Source organism: Spirillospora sp. NPDC048824, from assembly GCF_043198455.1.
GTDB lineage: Bacteria > Actinomycetota > Actinomycetes > Streptosporangiales > Streptosporangiaceae > Spirillospora.
Genome location: NZ_JBICUS010000029.1, coordinates 27,592 through 43,661, shown reverse-complemented (window position 1 = coordinate 43,661; position 16,070 = coordinate 27,592). Strand labels below are relative to the sequence as shown.

Here is a 16,070-nt window from a genome sequence, read left to right as displayed (position 1 = left end):
GCGGTCAGCGGCAGGCGTCGGCGGGGAAGCTCCACAGGGCCCGTTTGCGGGCGTATTCGGCGACCGTCCAGATGCGGTGCTGGCCGCGGTAGCAGGACAGGTCTTCCGGGCCGTGGGAGATGGTGCGGTAGGTGACGCGGTCCCAGTCCCACCAGTCGCGGCGGGTCATGAGGAGCCGGCCGCGCTTCTTGCCGCGGCCCTGGGTGAACCACCATTGGCCGTTCGTCCGGACGCCGCCCTGGATCCGGTCGCCGGGGAGCGGGGCGGCCCAGTTGGCGTGGACGGTGCGGCTGCCGGACAGCGCCCGCAGCGGCCAGGTGGCCACGCGTCCTTGGGGGCCCTTGCGGCGGCACCACTCACCGGCGATGAGGACGTGGTTCCAGGCGGTGCGGTCGACGGCGATCCAGGACATGCGGAGCGGGCCGGAGCCCCGGCATGTGCCGCCGGTCCTGCCGTGGGCAGAGTGCCAGCTTCCCGTCTGCGGCATCACGTACCGGTAGCCGTGCCCGTAGTACGTCTTGCCGTGCAGGCCGACCCGGCCCGGCCTGCCCGTGGAGCCGGCCTTGCTCTTGCCCAGGTCGTAGATCTGGCGCATGTCGAACTCGCGTACGCCGTGGCGGGTGTCGGCCACGTACAGCTTGTCGCCGTACCAGGCGATGCCGCCCGCGTGGATGCCGATGTCGGTGTACGTCGGCCGCTTGCCCCGCATCGTCGGATAGACGAGCAGGACGTGCCGGTAGGTGCGCTTGCCGGGGTTGACGAACGTGAGCCTGACGCGGCCGCTGTCGTGCCAGGACACCAGGATGGGTCTGCCGCCGCCCGCCCATCGTTCGCCGTCCACCGCGTCCGAGACGGTCGTGACGCCCTGCGGGACCCACTTCCTCGTGTTGGAGTCCGTCTTGTCGAAGCAGTACACGAGCGAGTGGGCGGGCACACCGGCCGCCTTGCCGCAGCCGCGGCGGAGCCTGTTCTGGCCGGACGAGCCGAGCAGCGCGTCGACGCTGCTCCTGCCGAGCCTCTTGTCGAGCGCCCGGATCGGCGCGGTCCGGTCGGAACCCCGGCGGAGGTCGAAGTCACGGAGGTCCGGGTCCGCCGCCGCCCGCGCGGGCGCCGCGTGGACGACGTCCGGCAGCGCCGCCACCGGCGCGGCCAGCGGAACGCCCGCCGCGAGAAGCGCGATCCTCCGGCGGCGGACACCGTTCACGGTACGCTGCATGATCATCACGTTCCGCAACGTATCCCAGGCCGGACGGCCGAAACGGCGCCGGCGGATCCCGGGACGGGCAACTTAGTTTTCGTTCGCCATTACGTCGCCCAGGTGAACCGTCCGCCGCGGGCAGGCGTCGGCGGACGGCCCCCGGCGGGCCGGGGACCGTCCGCGGACGCTCCGGGTCAGCGCAGGCGGCACGTCCCGGTGCCGGACTTCGACGGGTCGCTCTCCGAGGTGCCCGTCAGCCGCAGGCGCGCGCGGCGGTCCGCGCCCGGCCCGGCCTTCGCCCACACCTCGGCCCTCGTGCGGCCCCCGGCCTCGGCGGTGGCCAGTTCGTTCGGCAGCCAGGTCGTCCAGCCGTCGCCCGAGACGGCGGCCTTGAGCCGGAAGACGTCGGAGCCGTGGTGGCCGGTGCCTCCCCTGCCCCTGTTGTGGAGCGTCAGCGTGCACTTCATCCAGCCCTCGCCGGCCGGCCTCGCGCGGCCGTCGCCGACCCGCACGCCGCGGCGCTGCGGCCCGGCGCCGTCGAGGGAGCGGATCGCGACCGTGTAGGACAGGACGCCCTTCCTGTCGCGGCGCAGGTCGAGGACGTAGAAGTGCAGGCGGTTGGCCTCGTCGACGTACTCGTACTCGCTGCCGGAGTCCGTTCCCGCGTGGTAGAGGGCGTCGGAGAGCTGCCGGTAGTCGCCGATCGTCATCTTCCTGGGCGTGCCGTCCGGCATGACGAAGTCGACCTTGTCGATGTCCTGCGGGTTGGCGTCCTTGACCCAGATGAACGGGGCCCGGTCCTGGTCCTTCGTCTTCGCCAGCAGGACGCCGGAGTCGGGGGTGAACGAGTCGGTGCCCATCCGGTCGACGACCTCGATGGTGTAGTTGTCGTAGCCGCCGCCGTCGCAGAGAGGGTCGGTGGAGGTGTCGCAGGCGGGGCTCTTGTCGCCGCCCTCACCGAGGTCCAGGTTGATGCCGGCCAGACCGTTGCCGCCCGGTTCGCTTGCGCGGGCCGTCACCCTGGCGACGACCATGCCGGACGCGGCGAGCGCCTCGCGGTCGAGCCGGAGCACCTTGCCCGGGTCGACGATGCCGAGCTTCATCTTGTTGCGGAGCATGTGCTGCGCGCCCATGGACGCGCCGCCCGTCGCCGGGATCGTCCACCGGCTGTGCGGGCCGCCGGGCCCGTTGAAGGTGCCGCGGCTGAGCATGTCCCACGGGCCGCTGAAGGCGCGGCGCGGCGGGACGCCGTACGGGTTGTTGTAGTTGTCGCCGATGCCCAGGATGTGGCTGAACTCGTGGGCGAAGACCGACATGCCGGAGCTCTCCGCCTGCGTGGAGCTGCCGGACGTGGCGTTCGGCCAGATGGTGGACCCGGCCTGCCAGGACGTCCAGTCGATGTACCGGGTGTCCACCCAGTTCGGCAGGTTCGGGTCACCGGGGCCCCACTCCGGCGGCACGTTCTCCTTCGTGCCGAACTTCATCTCCCCGAACTCCTGCCACGTGGAGCTTTCGTCCTGACCGGCACTGAGGAAGAACACGAAGTCGTACTTGGCGGCCTCCTCCTCGCCGACGTCGGCGATCCACGCGGCGCGGGCGTCCGCGCGCAGGTCACGGTCGCAGGTGTCGCCCTCCGGGCAGCCCGTCCCGCCCTGCATGCGGCTGTCCACGCCGTACTCGTGGTCCTTGGAGGGCATCTGGTACGCGCCGTACGCGGTGAGGTCCACCCCGTACCGGCCGCCGGAGTCCTCCATCCAGTACTCGTGGAGGGTGTGGCCGTGATTGAGCTTCTGCGGCTTGTTGAGGAAGTCCTCGTAGAACGCGGCGACCTCGGCGCGGGGGACGTCGCTGACGCCGACGGGGTTGCCGAAGATGCTGGAGTTGTGCGGCTGCGTCACCTCGAACGGCTGGTTGGGGTAGTCGACCAGGACGATCGCGCCGTTGAAGTTCTTCACCGACCCCTTCCGGGACGGGTCGGCCCAGGACGTTCCCGGCACCGGCGTGTAGTCGTCCCACGTCATCGTGTCGGGAAGCTCGTAGCGCTGCGGGTCGATGGGACGCGGGGCGCCCGCCGCGAAGGTGCGGGGCGACGGCTGGGCGCGCTGCCACGGCTGCGTCTGCGGCCAGTGCCGCAGCTGCCACGGGTTGGCGGTCGGTTCAGGGATCGGAGGTGCGGGCTGCGCGGCGGCCGGGACGGCCGCGAGTCCCACGATCAGCCCCATCGCCGTCGCGGGCACCAGCAGCATGTTCTTGGCGCGCATGTCTCCCCTGCCTCTGGTGGGTTGCGCAGAACGTAAGGCAGGGGATTGCGCCCGGCTACGGCCGACTTAGCCGATCTCGCGTTGTTTGCCCTGGCATGTCGGACAGTGCGCCCTGGTCACACCGGCGAGCCCCGGCCACCGCCGGGCACGGCGTCACGCCAGCAGGTCGCGCCCCGCGAGGACGATGCCGTCCTCGTCGCTGTAGAGCCGGTCGCCCGGACGGAACTCCACGCCGCCGAACGTCACCGGCACGTCCACCTCACCGGCGCCGTCCTTGGCGCTCTTGCGCGGGTTCGAGCCGAGGGCCTTCGCGCCGAGGTCCAGTTCGCGCAGCGCCGCCACGTCGCGGACGGCGCCGTTGATGACGACCCCGCCCCAGCCGTTCGCCACCGCCGCCGCCGCGATCATGTCGCCCATCAGCGCGGACGCCAGCGAACCGCCGCCGTCCACCACCAGGACCCGGCCCCCGCCGGGGGTGTTGAGCAGCTTCTTCACCAGCCCGTTGTCGCGGTGGCAGCGCACGGTCGAGACCGGGCCGGCGAACGACGCGCGCCCGCCATAGCGCCGGAACTGCGTCTCGCAGCTGCGCAGCTCGTCCCCGAAGTCGTCCATGAGGTCAGCGGTCGCGAAGTCCATCCCGGCAGCCTACTGGGCGGTAACGATCAGTGGGAGGGCGCGTCGGTGGGGCGGCCGATCAGCCGGGACAGGACGATCGACGTCTTCGTCGCGGTGATGTTGTCCTCGCGGCGCAGCCGTTCGAGGGCCTGCTCCAGGTGCTGGATGTCGCGGGCCCGCACGTGCACGAGGGCACTGGCGTCGCCGCTGATCGTGTAGGCGGCGACGACCTCGGGGTGGACGCGCACGCTTGAGTAGATCTCGTCCGGGGACGTCGCACCCGTGCAGAAGATCTCGATGAACGCCTCGGTCGTCCAGCCGAGCGCGGCCGGGTCGACGACGGCGGCGAAGCCGTTGATGACGCCGTCCGAGCGGAGCCGGTCGACGCGCCTCTTCACCGCCGGGGCAGACAGCCCCACCTTGTCACCGATCTGCGCGTACGACGCGCGCCCGTCCTCCAGGAGCCGCGCAACGATTCGACGGTCAAGCTCATCAAGTCGCAACAAATAACACCCCCTAAGTCAGTTTTTGTCATTGGTCGACGGTCGATCCCGAACATACGCTGGGAAGCGGACCGGCGGCCACCTGACCCGCCCGGCCCTCCCCCTCGGCACCGGGCCGCTGTCCGGTGCCCCAGCTATGCCCGGTCAAGGACGACCGGGCCGAGCCGTGAAGGAGCGTCGTGAGGCCGACCGATCAGCTGAGGGCGATGTCCGACGAGCACAGCGCGCACAACTATCACCCCCTCCCGATCGTCGTCGCCGAAGCCGACGGCGTCTGGCTGACCGACGTCGAGGGACGCCGCTACCTGGACATGCTGGCCGCCTACTCGGCCGTCAACTTCGGGCACCGCAACCCGCGCCTCACCGCGGCCGCCAAGCGGCAGATGGACCGCGTCACGCTGGTGAGCCGGGCGTTCGACCACGACAACTTCGGGCCGTTCGTCACCGAGCTCGCCGAACTGTGCGGCAAGGACATGGTCCTGCCGATGAACAGCGGCGCCGAGGGCGTCGAGACCGCCCTGAAGACCGCCCGCAAGTGGGGATACGAGGTCAAGGGCGTCCCCGCCGACCAGGCGAACATCATCACCTTCGAGGGCAACTTCCACGGCCGCACCACCACGATCGTCAGCTTCTCCACCGACCCGGACGCCAAGGACTCCTACGGCCCCTACACGCCGGGCTTCCGCACCGTCCCGTACGGGGACGTCGACGCGCTGAAGTCCGCGATGGACGCCTCCACGGTCGGCGTGCTGGTCGAGCCGATCCAGGGCGAGGCGGGCGTGAACGTCCCGCCGAGCGGGTTCCTGCGCTCCGTGCGGGAGCTGTGCGCCGCCAACGGCACCCTCATGATCGCGGACGAGATCCAGTCGGGCCTCGGCCGCACCGGGACCACCTTCGCGTGCGAGCACGAGGGCGTCGTCCCCGACATCTACGTCCTCGGCAAGGCCCTGGGCGGCGGCATCATGCCCGTCTCCGCCGTCGTCGCCGACGCGGAGATCCTCGGCGTGTTCAAGCCCGGCCAGCACGGCTCGACGTTCGGCGGCAACCCGCTCGCCTGCGCGATCGGCCGCGAGGTCGTCGCGATCCTGAAGACCGGCGAGTACCAGGAACGCTCCCGGACGCTCGGCGCGCACATGCACGAGCGGCTCGGCGGGCTGCCGGGCGACCTCGTCCGCGAGGTCCGCGGGCGCGGCCTGTGGGCGGGCGTCGAACTGCACGGCAAGGCGCGCCCTGTCAGCGAGCGGCTCATGGACCTCGGCGTCCTCGCCAAGGAGACCCACGAGACCACCCTCCGCCTCGCCCCGCCCCTGACCATCGGACGCGACGACCTCGACTGGGCCCTCGACCAACTGGAAGCCGCCCTCAAGGGCTGATCCCGGCCGGGAGCGTCCCGCCGGGGCGGCCCGGCACCGCGAGCAGGCCGCCGCCGGTCAACGGCGCCCGGCGGCGGCTTTCGCGGTCACCTGAAACCCCGGGATCGTCAAAGTCTCGGCCTGTGCCCGCATGGCGTGGCCGGGCGGCGCGCCCCCGCGAGCAGGGTTGGGCGCATGCTGCGGAAATGGGGTAGGCGCCGGGTCGCCATCGGTTGCGGCGGGCTGGTGCTCGGCGTCGTGATGCTGCTCGGAGGCGGCCTCTACCTGCTGCAACACGCCTACGACGACGAGGTCAAGCGGATCGCCGGGGCGATGCCCACCGCCTCGGGCCGGCCGTCGTCCACCGGGCGCGGTGAGAACTGGCTGCTGATCGGCTCGGACCGGCGCGCGGACATGCCGTCGATGGGCGCCCGGGCCGACACGATCATGCTGGTGCACATGTCCGGGAACGGCGAGCGGGTCTCGGTGATCGCGATCCCCCGGGACGGCTGGGTGCCCGTCCCCGGGCACGGCACGACGAAGATCAACGCCGCGTTCGCGTACGGCGGGCCGGCGCTGCTGATCCGCACGGTGGAGCAGCTCACGCACGTCCGCGTCGACCACTACGCCGCCCTCGACTTCAACGGCTTCGTGGAGATGACCGACGCGCTCGGCGGTGTCGACGTGACCATCACCAAGCGCACCCACGACCCGATGCACGACCGCACCTGGGAGGCGGGGCGTCAGCATCTGAACGGCATCGAGGCGCTGGACTTCGTCCGGCAGCGCTGGAACCTGCCCGGCGGCGACCTCGACCGGATCAAGCGGCAGCAGGCGTTCCTGCACGCCCTCGCCGACAAGGCGCTGGACACCCGCAACCCGATCAAGATCGACCGCTTCGTCCGGGCGGCGACCCGCTCGGTGACCGTGGACGGGTCGGTGACCTCCGGGACGCTGCGCGGGCTGGCGCGCCGGCTGCTGGACACGTCGCTGCTGGAGTACCTGACCGCGCCCGTCGAGAAGACGGACCGGCGGGGCGGCCAGAGCGTCGTGCTGCTGGACGAGAACGGTGTGCGGGCACTGTTCACGGCCGTCCGGGAGGACCGCGTCGGCGACTACGTGTCCCGCAACGGCGCGGCGAACTCGGTGGACGCCGTCCGCTGAGACCGGGGGCCCGGCCAAGGGCGCCGCTACCCGCGGGGGCGCGCCGCCTTCCCGAGCAGCCAGTCGCCCGGCGGGCGCGCCGCGGGCACCAGCATGACCCCGGCCACGGCGGCCAGCATTCCGCCGACGATGTAGACGTATCCGGCGGTCGTCCCGGGGATGACCAGGTCGCCCTCGGCGCGGCGCATCGACATGACGAACGCCACGATGGCCCACATGACCGCCGGGATCGTCGCGCCGAGCCGTCCGCCCATGCCCAGCCCGGCCAGCCGCACCATGCAGAAGACCAGCGCGACCAGGACGATCGCCGCGACCGGCACCGGGCCGGTGGTCCAGTTCTGCATGAACGAGCCGAACAGCCCGAACAGGACGCCGGCCAGCCCGAGCGCCCCGTACGCGGCACCGGCCACGAACGCGTCGAGGGGCGCCTCTGCGTCCGGGCGTTCCAGGCTGGAAGAGGCGGAGGCGCCGTCCCCCGTGTACGGGGACGCCCCGCCACTCCCCCCGGCGGGGACGCGCGTGAGGCCGTCCTTCGCCAGGCTCACCCGCGACTCCTCGGAGTCCTTGTCCACGGAGTCCTTGTCCACGGACGCCAGGCTACCGGCCCGGTCCCGCCCGGCGGCGCCGGGCGGGCGGCCGTTCAGGCGCGCGGGCCGTTCAGGCCCGCGAACAGGTCCTTCTCCCGCCGGCTGGGGCCGACCGGGCCCAGTTCACCGGCCTGGAGGATGAAGTACTCGGTGCCGAACACCTGCTGGCCCAGGTTGTTCGACAGCGCGAAGAACGGCCCGACATCCTCGGGCGCCACGACGATCTGGGTGCGGTGGGCGCGCAGGGCGGCGAGCTTGGCGGGCAGGTGGGCGCGGGCGTCCACGACCGTGGTGACCTGGCCGTCGGGGACGCCGGAGCCGAGCTCGTCCAGCCCGGCGACGCGGGAGAACGGCAGCTTCGCCTCCCGCATCACCGCGATCGCGCGGGCGAGGACGGTACGCGGGGTGGCGTAGGCGTAGAACTTGGCGGCACACCACGGCTCCGCGCCGTCCTCGTGGGACGGGTCGGCCGCCAGTTCGTAGGCCCGCCACGCGACGCGGTGCGCCTGGATGTGATCGGGATGCCCGTAGTTGCCGCGCTCGTCGTAGGTGACGATCACCTGCGGCCGGAGCTCCCGGATGACCGCGGCCAGGTCCACCGCGGCCGTGTCGACGTCGGCCCGCCAGAAGCAGCGGGGGTGGTCGTTGCTGGGGGCGCCCATCATGCCGGAGTCGCGCCAGCGTCCCGGGCCGCCCAGAAAGCGGTGGTCGAGCACGCCGAGCGCCGCGCACGCCTCCGCGAGCTCCCCGATGCGGTACTCGCCGAGGCGGTCCTCCTTGTCGGACGCCAGGTGGCGGAGGTCCTCGGGGATGACCTCGCCCTCCTCACCCAGCGTGCAGGTGACGAGGCTGACGTGGGCGCCCTCGGCGGCGTACTTGGCCATGGTCGCCCCGGTCCCGATGGACTCGTCGTCCGGATGGGCGTGGACGAACAGGATCCGCGGCTCCTTCATAGTCACCGAGCCTACTCAGGGCGCGACACCCGGGTGATGACCGCCCTGCACCGAGCCTCTCGGAGGGGCGTCACCGTCCCGGCTCAGCCGCCCCCGCCGCCGGTTCCGGGGTCACCGCCACCGGCGTCACCACCGCCGCCGGTCCCACCGCCGTCACCACCGTCGCCGCCGTCACCACCACCGCCGCCACCGCCGGTGGGCGTGTCCGTCGGGGTGGTGGTGGTCGGCGTATCCGTCGGGGTGTCGGTGGTCGGCGGTTCCTGCGTGGGGAAGGACGTCCGCGGCGGCGGCGTGGTCTCGCGCGTCCGGGTGCGGGTCGGGGTCGGGTCGTCGTCCTCTTCCTCGGTCGGGGTCTCCTCGACCGAGGAGGAGTCGGTGACGGACGGTGTGACGGGGGCGGTCGGCGAGTCGTCACCCCGGTTCGCCATGAACAGGCCCACGACCAGGGCCAGCGCGGCGATGGCCGCGACGGCGGCGAAGATCGGCCACTTGGACTTGGGCTCGGGCTCCCAGTCGTCGCGGCGGCCGCGGCCCCCGCCGCCGTACGGGGGCGGGGCGGGCGGCAGGTTCCCGGCGTACTCGGCGGGCGACACGCGGCGGGTCGCCCCGCCGCCGGGCTGGGTCGAACCCGCCATCATCCCGCCGGCGGCGAAACCGCCCGCGGCGAGCGTCGAGCCCTCCGCGAGCATCGTCGTCGCCTGCGCGGGGTCGTCCATGACCGTCTGCCCGGCGCCGCCCGGACCGCTGCCGATCAGCGCCATCATGAGCCGCTGCGCGGTCGGCCGCCGCTCCGGCTCCTTGACCAGGCACGCCGCGATCAGCCGGTGCAGGTCGTCCGGGACGCCCTCCAGCGACGGCGGCTCGTGCATCACCCGGTTGATCACCGCGACGACGGTGTCGTCACCGAACGGCGGGCGGCCGGTCGCGGCGAACACCATCGTCGTCGCCCACGCCCACACGTCCACGGCCTCGGTGAGGGTCGCGCCCGCCACCTGCTCGGGCGCCATGTAGGACGGGGTGCCGATCGCCTTGGTCGCCGCGGTCTGCCCGGTGTCCAGGGCCCGCGCGATACCGAAGTCGATCACCCGCGGCCCGTCCGGCGCCATGATCACGTTGTGCGGCTTGAAGTCGCGGTGCACGATCCCGGCCTGGTGGATCGCGACGAGCGCGGTCGCGGTGCCGATCGCGAGACGGTCCAGCGCCGCGCCGACGATCGGCCCGGATTCGGTGATCTGCTTGTAGAGCGACGGCCCCGGCACGTACTCGCTGGCGATGTAGGGCTGGTCGCCCGCGACGTCGGCCTCCAGGACCTGCGCGGTGCAGAACCGCGCCACCTGCTTGGCCGCCTGCGCCTCCCGGACGAACCGGTTGCGCGCCATCGTGTCCCCGGCGAGGTCCGCGCGCAGCAGTTTGATGGCGGCCCTGTTCCCGGAGGCGTCGACACCCGCGTAGACGACGCCCTGGCCGCCTTCGCCGAGCCGGTCGACGATCTCGTACGAGCCAAGCCGCCGGGGATCTCCCGGCTGCAGCTCCGGCATTGACCACTCCTCAAGCCCGCGACGATGAAAGTGTTTGGGGAAGCTTTGAGCTTACGCGAGCGCGGACCCGGGCACGGGTCTTTCCCCGCCCACCAAGCGACGACCCGTGATCATAGGGCCCCGGAGGTCACCGTGCCCCGCACTTGCGCACCGTCCCCGTACCGGCGGACGCGGTACTGGCAGACTCGGATGCCATGAGCATCAGCTATCCGCGGCAGAGCGCCCGCACGCGAAGGTTCAGCCTCGGCGTCCCGCGCGCCTTCCAGATCGCGCCGGACGACTCGCGCGTCGCGTTCCTGCGCACCAGGGCGGGCGACGACCCGGTGACCTGCCTGTGGACGCTGGACACCGCCACCGGGGAGGAGCGCTGCGTCGCCGACCCCGCGGCGCTGGACGTCCCGGGCGAGGAGAACCTGCCCGCCGAGGAGCGCGCCCGGCGCGAACGCGCCCGCGAGCAGGCGGGCGGAATCGTCGGGTACGCCACCGACCGGGCGATGCGGCAGGCCGTGTTCACCCTGGGCGGGAGCCTCCACGTCGCCGACCTCGACACCGGGCTCGTCCGCGAGCTGCCCGCGCAGGCGCCGGTCTTCGACCCGCGCCCCGACCCGGCCGGGCGCCGGATCGCCTACGTGTCGGGCCGGACGCTCCGGCTGATCGAGATGGACGGCACGCAGGACCGGGCGCTCGTCCAGCCGGAGTCCGACCAGATCTCCTACGGCGTCGCGGAGTTCGTCGCGGCGGAGGAGATGGGCCGGATGCGCGGCCACTGGTGGTCGCCGGACGGCGGGACGCTGCTGGCCGCGCGGGTCGACGAGACCCCGGTGCAGCGCTGGCACATCGCCGACCCCGCCAACCCGGACGCGCCGCCCGCCGAGATCGCCTACCCGGCCGCGGGCACGCCGAACGCGCTGGTGTCGCTGGTGCTGCTCAAGATCGACGGCGGCCGCGTCGGCGTCGCCTGGGACCGCGGCATGTTCCCCTACGTCGTGACGGCCTCCTGGGACGCGCACGGCCTGCTGATCGTCGTCCAGCCGCGCGACCAGCGGGTGCTGCGGGTGCTGCGGGTCGACCCGTCCAACGGGGCGACGACACTCCTGCACACCGAGCACGACCCGGTGTGGACGGACATCGTCCCCGGGCTGCCCGCCCGGACGAGCGGCGGCGACCTGGTCTGGGCCACCGAGGACCGCGAGACCGACACGCGCCGGATCACCGTCGCGGGCACGCCCGTCACGCCCGCCGGCCTGCAGGTCCGGTCGGTCATCGGGGTGGACGGCGAGTCGATCCTGTTCACCGCGTCGGAGGAGCCCACCGAGATCCACCTCTTCTCCTGTGACAGGGGCGAGGTGATCCGGCACACGGAAGGGCCGGGCGTCTTCGGCGGCACCCGCTCCGGCGAGATCACCGTGGTCACGGGCGCGCGGCCGGACCGTCCCGGGGTGGAGGTCGAGGTGCGCGGACCGTCCGGTACCCATCCGGTCGTGTCGCTCGCCGAGACCCCGGTGATCACTCCGCGGGTGGAGCTGCTGCGGTCGGGCGACCGGGAGATCCGCACCGCCGTGCTGCTGCCGGACGGATGGCGGCCCGGCGACGGCCGCCTGCCGGTCCTCATGGACCCCTACGGCGGCCCGCACGCGCAGCGCGTCCTCGCCGTCCAGCGGGCGTACTGCGAGCCGCAGTGGCTCGCCGACCAGGGCTTCGCCGTGGTGATCGCCGACGGCCGCGGCACCCCGGGGCGCGGCCCCGCCTGGGAACGCGCCGTCCGCGGCGACTTCGTGGAGCCGATCCTGGAGGACCAGGTCACCGCGCTGATCGAGGCGGCGCGCCGGCATCCGGCCGCGTTCGACCTCGACCGCGTCGGCATCCGCGGCTGGTCGTTCGGCGGCTGGCTCGCGGGCCTGGCCGTGCTGCGCCGCCCGGACGTGTTCCACGCCGGCATCGCCGGCGCCCCCGTCACCGACTGGCGCCTGTACGACACCCACTACACCGAGCGCTACCTGGGCCACCCCGATGAGGAGCCGGAGAACTACGCCGCCAACTCCCTCATCGAGATGGCGGGGGAGCTGAAACGCCCGCTCATGCTCATCCATGGTCTCGCGGACGACAACGTGGTGGCCGCCCACACGCTCCGGCTGTCGTCCGCCCTCCTGGCCGCGGGCCGCCCCCACACGGTCCTGCCGTTGTCGGGCGTGACCCACATGACCCCGCAGGAGGTGGTGGCGGAGAACCTCCTGCACCTGCAGGTCGACTACCTCAAGCAGGCCCTCTCCCGTTGACCCGCGGCGTGTTCAGGTGCCGTGCCAGCTTCTCCACAGCGCCGCGTAGGAGCCGTCGGCGGCCAGCAACTCGTCGTGGGTGCCCAGCTCGGTTATGCGGCCGTCCTCCACCACCGCCACGCGGTCGGCGTCGTGGGCGGTGTGGAGGCGGTGCGCGATCGCCACGACGGTCCGGCCGTCCAGGACGGCGGCGAGCGAGCGTTCCAGGCGGCGGGCGGCGCGCGGGTCGAGGAGCGAGGTCGCCTCGTCCAGGACGAGGGTGTGCGGGTCGGCCAGGACGAGCCGGGCCAGCGCGAGCTGCTGCGCCTGCGCCGGCGTCAGGGTCTCGCCGCCGGAGCCGACGACGGCGCCGAGGCCGGGACCGTCCCAGTCGACCGCCGCGAGGACCTGCTCCATGTCCCCGTCGGACGCGTCCGGGCGGGCCATCGCGAGGTTCTCGCGGAGCGTGCCGCGGAACACGTGGTGCTCCTGGGTGACCAGGGCGACGTGGCCGCGCAGATCGTCCAGCGTCAGCTCGACCAGCGGCACGCCGGCCTCCGCGCCGAGGGTCACCGTGCCGGAGCGGGGGCCGTCCACGCCGGCGAGGAGGCGGCCCAGCGTGGATTTGCCCGCGCCGCTCGGCCCGACCATCGCGATCCGCTCACCGGGTCTCAGGTCGAGGTCGACGCCGTGCAGGACGTCCTGGCCGGGGCGGTAGGAGTAGCGGACGCCGCGTGCCGTGAGCCGCTCGCCGTCGGGGCGGCGGCCGTTCGGCGTGCGGTCGGGCGGGACGTTCCCGACGCCGAGCAGCCGGGCCAGGGACGCGCCGCCGAGCTGCAGCTCGTCCAGCCAGGACAGCACCGTGTCGACCGGTTCGATGAGCTGCTGCGCGTACAGGGTCGCGGCGGTCACCTGCGCGAGGGTCGCCATGTCGTTGATGTAGAGGAGGCCGCCGCACAGCAGCGTCGCCACGACCGGCAGCACGAAGCCCATCTCGGCGACCGGGAAGAGGACCATGCGCAGCCTCAGCGTGTAGCGCTCGGCCTTGTACGAGGCCGCGATGTCGGCGTCGCCGCGGGCGTGCCTGCGGCCGGCCAGGCCCAGCGCCTCGACCGTCCGGGAGCCCTGGACGGTCTCGGTCAGCCCGCCGGCGATCTGCGACCACGCCTCGTTCTCCCGCAGGTAGCCGCGGTGGGCGCGGGGCAGGTACCAGCGCATCACCGCCCACAGCAGCGGGACGCCGACCAGCGCGGGCAGCGCGATCAGCGGGCCGTTGAGCAGGAGCGCCCCGACCGTGAGCCCGCAGACGACGATGGCGACGAGCGTCTCCGGCATGGCGTAGCGGACGGAGGTGCTCAGCGTGTCCACGTCCCGGGACGCGCGGGTGACCAGGTCGCCGGTGCCCGCCCGCTCGACCCTCGACAGCGGCAGCGCCAGGACGCGGTCGACGAACTCCTCCCGCAGCCCGGCCAGCACCCGCTCGCCCAGTTTCGCGGACGCCAGGTAGGCGTACCGGGTCAGGACTCCCTGGACGACGACGAACGCGGCGATGGCCAGGCCGGTCGTGTCGATGTCGGCCCGGCCGTCGCGGACGTCCTCGACCAGGGCGCCGAGCAGGCGCGGGGTCACCAGGCCCGTCACGGCGGCCAGCGCGTGCAGCGCGAGGACGACGGCGAGGTCCCGGGGATGCCGCAGAACGAGGCCCCGCGTGTACGCGCGCACCTGCGCGGGTGTGGCGACCGGCAGCGCTTCGGCGCTCACGTTCCCGCCCTTCCCGCGGTCTCCCGTGCGGGCGCGGACCCGCCCCTCGTCACGGTCGCCGTGTAGCGCGGCTCGAAGTCCAGGAGGTCGCGGTGGGTTCCTTCCGCGACGACCTGGCCGTCCTGGACGAAGGCCACGTGGTCGGCCCGGTCCAGAAGCAGCGGGCTCGTCGTGCACACCACGGTGGTGCGTCCCGCGCGCGCCGGGCCCAACCTGCCGGCGATGCGCGCCTCCGTGTGCGCGTCGACGGCGCTGGTCGGTTCCACCAGGACGAGGACGTCGGGGTCGGCGGCGAGCGCCCGCGCGAGGCGGAGCCGCTGCTGCTGGCCGCCGGAGAACTCCCGTCCCGCCTCGGCCACATGGGCGTCCAGCCCGACGGATTCGACGACGTCCTCGGCGCAGGCGGCTCGGAGGGCGGCATGGACGGCCGCCCGCGGCGCGGCCCCGCCGTCCTTGCGGTCGCCCTCCGGCGCGAGGCTCTCGGCGAGGGGCCCGGCGAAGAGGCGGTCCTCGTTCACCGCGACGAGGATCCGTTTCCGGACGTCCGCGACGTTGTGCAGCGGGACGCCGCCGAAGTCGACGTCCCCCGGCGCGTACCCGCCGAGCCGGTCGGCGATGGCCTGCGCGTCCCGCGGGTCCGCCGCCGCGATCCCGGTGACCCGGCCCGGACGCACGACCAGCCCCGAGGCGATGTCGACCAGTTCGGCGGTCGCCGCCGGGCGGGCGGTCCCGGTGTTCGGCAGCTCCGGGTCGATCTCCAGCAGGGCCGTGACCCGGCCCGCCGCGACCAGCGCCTTGGTGATCTTGCCCGCGGCCTCCCCGAGCGTTTTCAGCGGAATGATGAGGAACACCGCGTAGCCGTAGAAGGCGACCAGTTCCCCGACGCCGATCGTCCCGGCTACGGCGAACCGGGCGCCGGCCCAGGTCACCAGCGCGATCAGCAGGCCGGGCAGCAGCACCTCGGCGCCGTTCAGCCGGGTCTCGGCCCGCGCGACCGCCACCCCCGCCGCCCGGACCCGCTGCGACTCGGCGCGGTAGCGGCCGGAGAACAGCGGCTCGCCGCCGATGCCGCGCAGCACCCGCAGGCCCGCGACCAGGTCGGTGGCGTGCGAGGACAGCTCGCCGACCAGTTCGCGGTGCGCCAGCTCCCGGTCCCGGAACGGACGCAGCAGCGGCGCCGCGATCACCAGGATCAGGGGGACGCCCACCAGCACGATCAGGCCGAGCGGCGGCGAGGTGGACAGCAGGATGGCGGCGACGGCGACGATGGCGACCACGGCGCCCGACCCGCGCGAGACGATGTCCAGGGCGCCCCCGATGTGGACGACGTCCGACATGCCGATGCTCACCACCTCGCCCGCGCTCAGCCGCTTCGGCAGCGTCCCGCCGAGGCGGGTGGCCTGCCGGGTGACGATCTGGACCGTCCGGTACGAGGCCGCCAGCCAGTTGAACACCGCGAACCGGTGCCGGACGGCGCCGGTCACGGCCTGCACGACACCGAGGCCGAGCAGCACGGCGCACCATGTCACGAGCGCGCGCTCGTCCCGCGCCGCGACGCCTTCGCCGAGGGCGCGGCCGATCGCGGCGGGCATCAGCGCCTGGGCGAGCATCCACTCCACGCCGAGGGCCGCGCCGGCGGCGCAGCTGCGCCACTGGACGCGCAGCAGCCACAGCAGATAGCGCGCGGGGGATCCACGACCGGCGCCGGAGGCGCTCCGAGGGTTGCGGGGGGTCGTCCCCCCTCGAACAAGGTCGCCGGGGCTGCCCGGATCTTTCTCCGGCAACGGCTTCACGGGACGAAGGTTATGCAGCGGAACGTCCGAAGTTCGACTGGTTTTTCGGCGACGCAGATCAGTTCCGGACTGTCCTTAAATACTCAGTCG

General features: G+C 73.2%; 12 protein-coding genes. 3 read left to right on the top strand and 9 right to left on the bottom strand.

The window, feature by feature from the left end; translation table 11 throughout:
• Window positions 1-4: 4 nt before the first annotated feature.
• The 4 genes from ACGFIS_RS35120 to ACGFIS_RS35105 form a co-directional block, all read right to left on the bottom strand.
• Window positions 5-1,216: a hypothetical protein gene (locus ACGFIS_RS35120; RefSeq protein WP_392973785.1), complete on the bottom strand. Its 1,212-nt coding sequence runs from the start codon at window positions 1,214-1,216 to the stop codon at window positions 5-7.
• A gap of 176 nt (window positions 1,217-1,392) precedes the next feature.
• Window positions 1,393-3,459 (bottom strand): M6 family metalloprotease domain-containing protein, encoded by a 2,067-nt coding sequence (locus ACGFIS_RS35115; protein ID WP_392973784.1) that lies wholly within the window; start codon window positions 3,457-3,459, stop codon window positions 1,393-1,395.
• Between the two features lie 153 nt (window positions 3,460-3,612).
• The gene (gene rraA / locus ACGFIS_RS35110) at window positions 3,613-4,095 is read right to left on the bottom strand and encodes a ribonuclease E activity regulator RraA (RefSeq protein ID WP_392910995.1); all 483 of its coding nucleotides are present in this window, start codon (window positions 4,093-4,095) and stop codon (window positions 3,613-3,615) included.
• A 26-nt stretch (window positions 4,096-4,121) separates the two neighbouring features.
• Window positions 4,122-4,577, bottom strand: coding sequence for an Lrp/AsnC family transcriptional regulator (locus ACGFIS_RS35105; RefSeq protein ID WP_392911068.1), 456 nt, complete (start codon window positions 4,575-4,577; stop codon window positions 4,122-4,124).
• A gap of 206 nt (window positions 4,578-4,783) precedes the next feature.
• Between ACGFIS_RS35105 and rocD the strand changes: the two genes are divergently transcribed.
• Both rocD and ACGFIS_RS35095 read left to right on the top strand, forming a co-directional pair.
• Window positions 4,784-5,950 carry an ornithine--oxo-acid transaminase gene (gene rocD, locus ACGFIS_RS35100; RefSeq protein WP_392911070.1) on the top strand — a complete coding sequence of 389 codons (1,167 nt, stop codon included), beginning with the start codon at window positions 4,784-4,786 and terminating at the stop codon, window positions 5,948-5,950.
• Between the two features lie 174 nt (window positions 5,951-6,124).
• Window positions 6,125-7,093, top strand: coding sequence for an LCP family protein (locus tag ACGFIS_RS35095; RefSeq protein ID WP_392910997.1), 969 nt, complete (start codon window positions 6,125-6,127; stop codon window positions 7,091-7,093).
• A 26-nt stretch (window positions 7,094-7,119) separates the two neighbouring features.
• On the opposite strand, the gene ACGFIS_RS35090 is transcribed toward ACGFIS_RS35095, so the two are convergent.
• From ACGFIS_RS35090 to ACGFIS_RS35080, 3 genes are all read right to left on the bottom strand, one after another.
• A complete protein-coding gene (locus tag ACGFIS_RS35090) occupies window positions 7,120-7,680 on the bottom strand; it encodes a DUF6113 family protein (RefSeq protein ID WP_392973783.1) in 561 nt (186 codons plus the stop codon).
• A gap of 53 nt (window positions 7,681-7,733) precedes the next feature.
• Window positions 7,734-8,633, bottom strand: a complete 900-nt coding sequence (gene mshB / locus ACGFIS_RS35085) for an N-acetyl-1-D-myo-inositol-2-amino-2-deoxy-alpha-D-glucopyranoside deacetylase (RefSeq protein ID WP_392911002.1) — start codon at window positions 8,631-8,633, stop codon at window positions 7,734-7,736.
• An 83-nt stretch (window positions 8,634-8,716) separates the two neighbouring features.
• Window positions 8,717-10,171: a serine/threonine-protein kinase gene (locus ACGFIS_RS35080; protein ID WP_392911004.1), complete on the bottom strand. Its 1,455-nt coding sequence runs from the start codon at window positions 10,169-10,171 to the stop codon at window positions 8,717-8,719.
• Between the two features lie 194 nt (window positions 10,172-10,365).
• On the opposite strand from ACGFIS_RS35080, the gene ACGFIS_RS35075 reads away from it, so the two are divergent.
• Entirely contained in the window at window positions 10,366-12,447 is a 2,082-nt protein-coding gene (locus ACGFIS_RS35075; protein ID WP_392973782.1) for a prolyl oligopeptidase family serine peptidase, read from the top strand.
• A gap of 12 nt (window positions 12,448-12,459) precedes the next feature.
• Here the strand turns inward: ACGFIS_RS35075 and ACGFIS_RS35070 are convergent, their stop codons facing one another.
• Window positions 12,460-14,187 (bottom strand): ABC transporter ATP-binding protein, encoded by a 1,728-nt coding sequence (locus tag ACGFIS_RS35070; RefSeq protein ID WP_392911008.1) that lies wholly within the window; start codon window positions 14,185-14,187, stop codon window positions 12,460-12,462.
• A complete protein-coding gene (locus ACGFIS_RS35065) occupies window positions 14,184-15,980 on the bottom strand; it encodes an ABC transporter transmembrane domain-containing protein (RefSeq protein WP_392973781.1) in 1,797 nt (598 codons plus the stop codon). The genes ACGFIS_RS35070 and ACGFIS_RS35065 overlap by 4 nt, the downstream gene beginning before the upstream one ends.
• Between the last annotated feature and the right edge of the window lie 90 nt (window positions 15,981-16,070).

Excerpts from the sequence above, each read along its gene's own strand:
- ACGFIS_RS35080 (WP_392911004.1), bottom strand. The coding sequence starts at position 10,171 with ATGCCGGAGCTGCAGCCGGGAGATCCCCGGCGGCTTGGCTCGTACGAG.
- rocD (WP_392911070.1), top strand. The coding sequence starts at position 4,784 with ATGTCCGACGAGCACAGCGCGCACAACTATCACCCCCTCCCGATCGTC.
- rraA (WP_392910995.1), bottom strand. The coding sequence starts at position 4,095 with ATGGACTTCGCGACCGCTGACCTCATGGACGACTTCGGGGACGAGCTG.
- ACGFIS_RS35095 (WP_392910997.1), top strand. The coding sequence starts at position 6,125 with ATGCTGCGGAAATGGGGTAGGCGCCGGGTCGCCATCGGTTGCGGCGGG.
- mshB (WP_392911002.1), bottom strand. The coding sequence starts at position 8,633 with ATGAAGGAGCCGCGGATCCTGTTCGTCCACGCCCATCCGGACGACGAG.
- ACGFIS_RS35120 (WP_392973785.1), bottom strand. The coding sequence starts at position 1,216 with ATGCAGCGTACCGTGAACGGTGTCCGCCGCCGGAGGATCGCGCTTCTC.
- ACGFIS_RS35075 (WP_392973782.1), top strand. The coding sequence starts at position 10,366 with ATGAGCATCAGCTATCCGCGGCAGAGCGCCCGCACGCGAAGGTTCAGC.
- ACGFIS_RS35115 (WP_392973784.1), bottom strand. The coding sequence starts at position 3,459 with ATGCGCGCCAAGAACATGCTGCTGGTGCCCGCGACGGCGATGGGGCTG.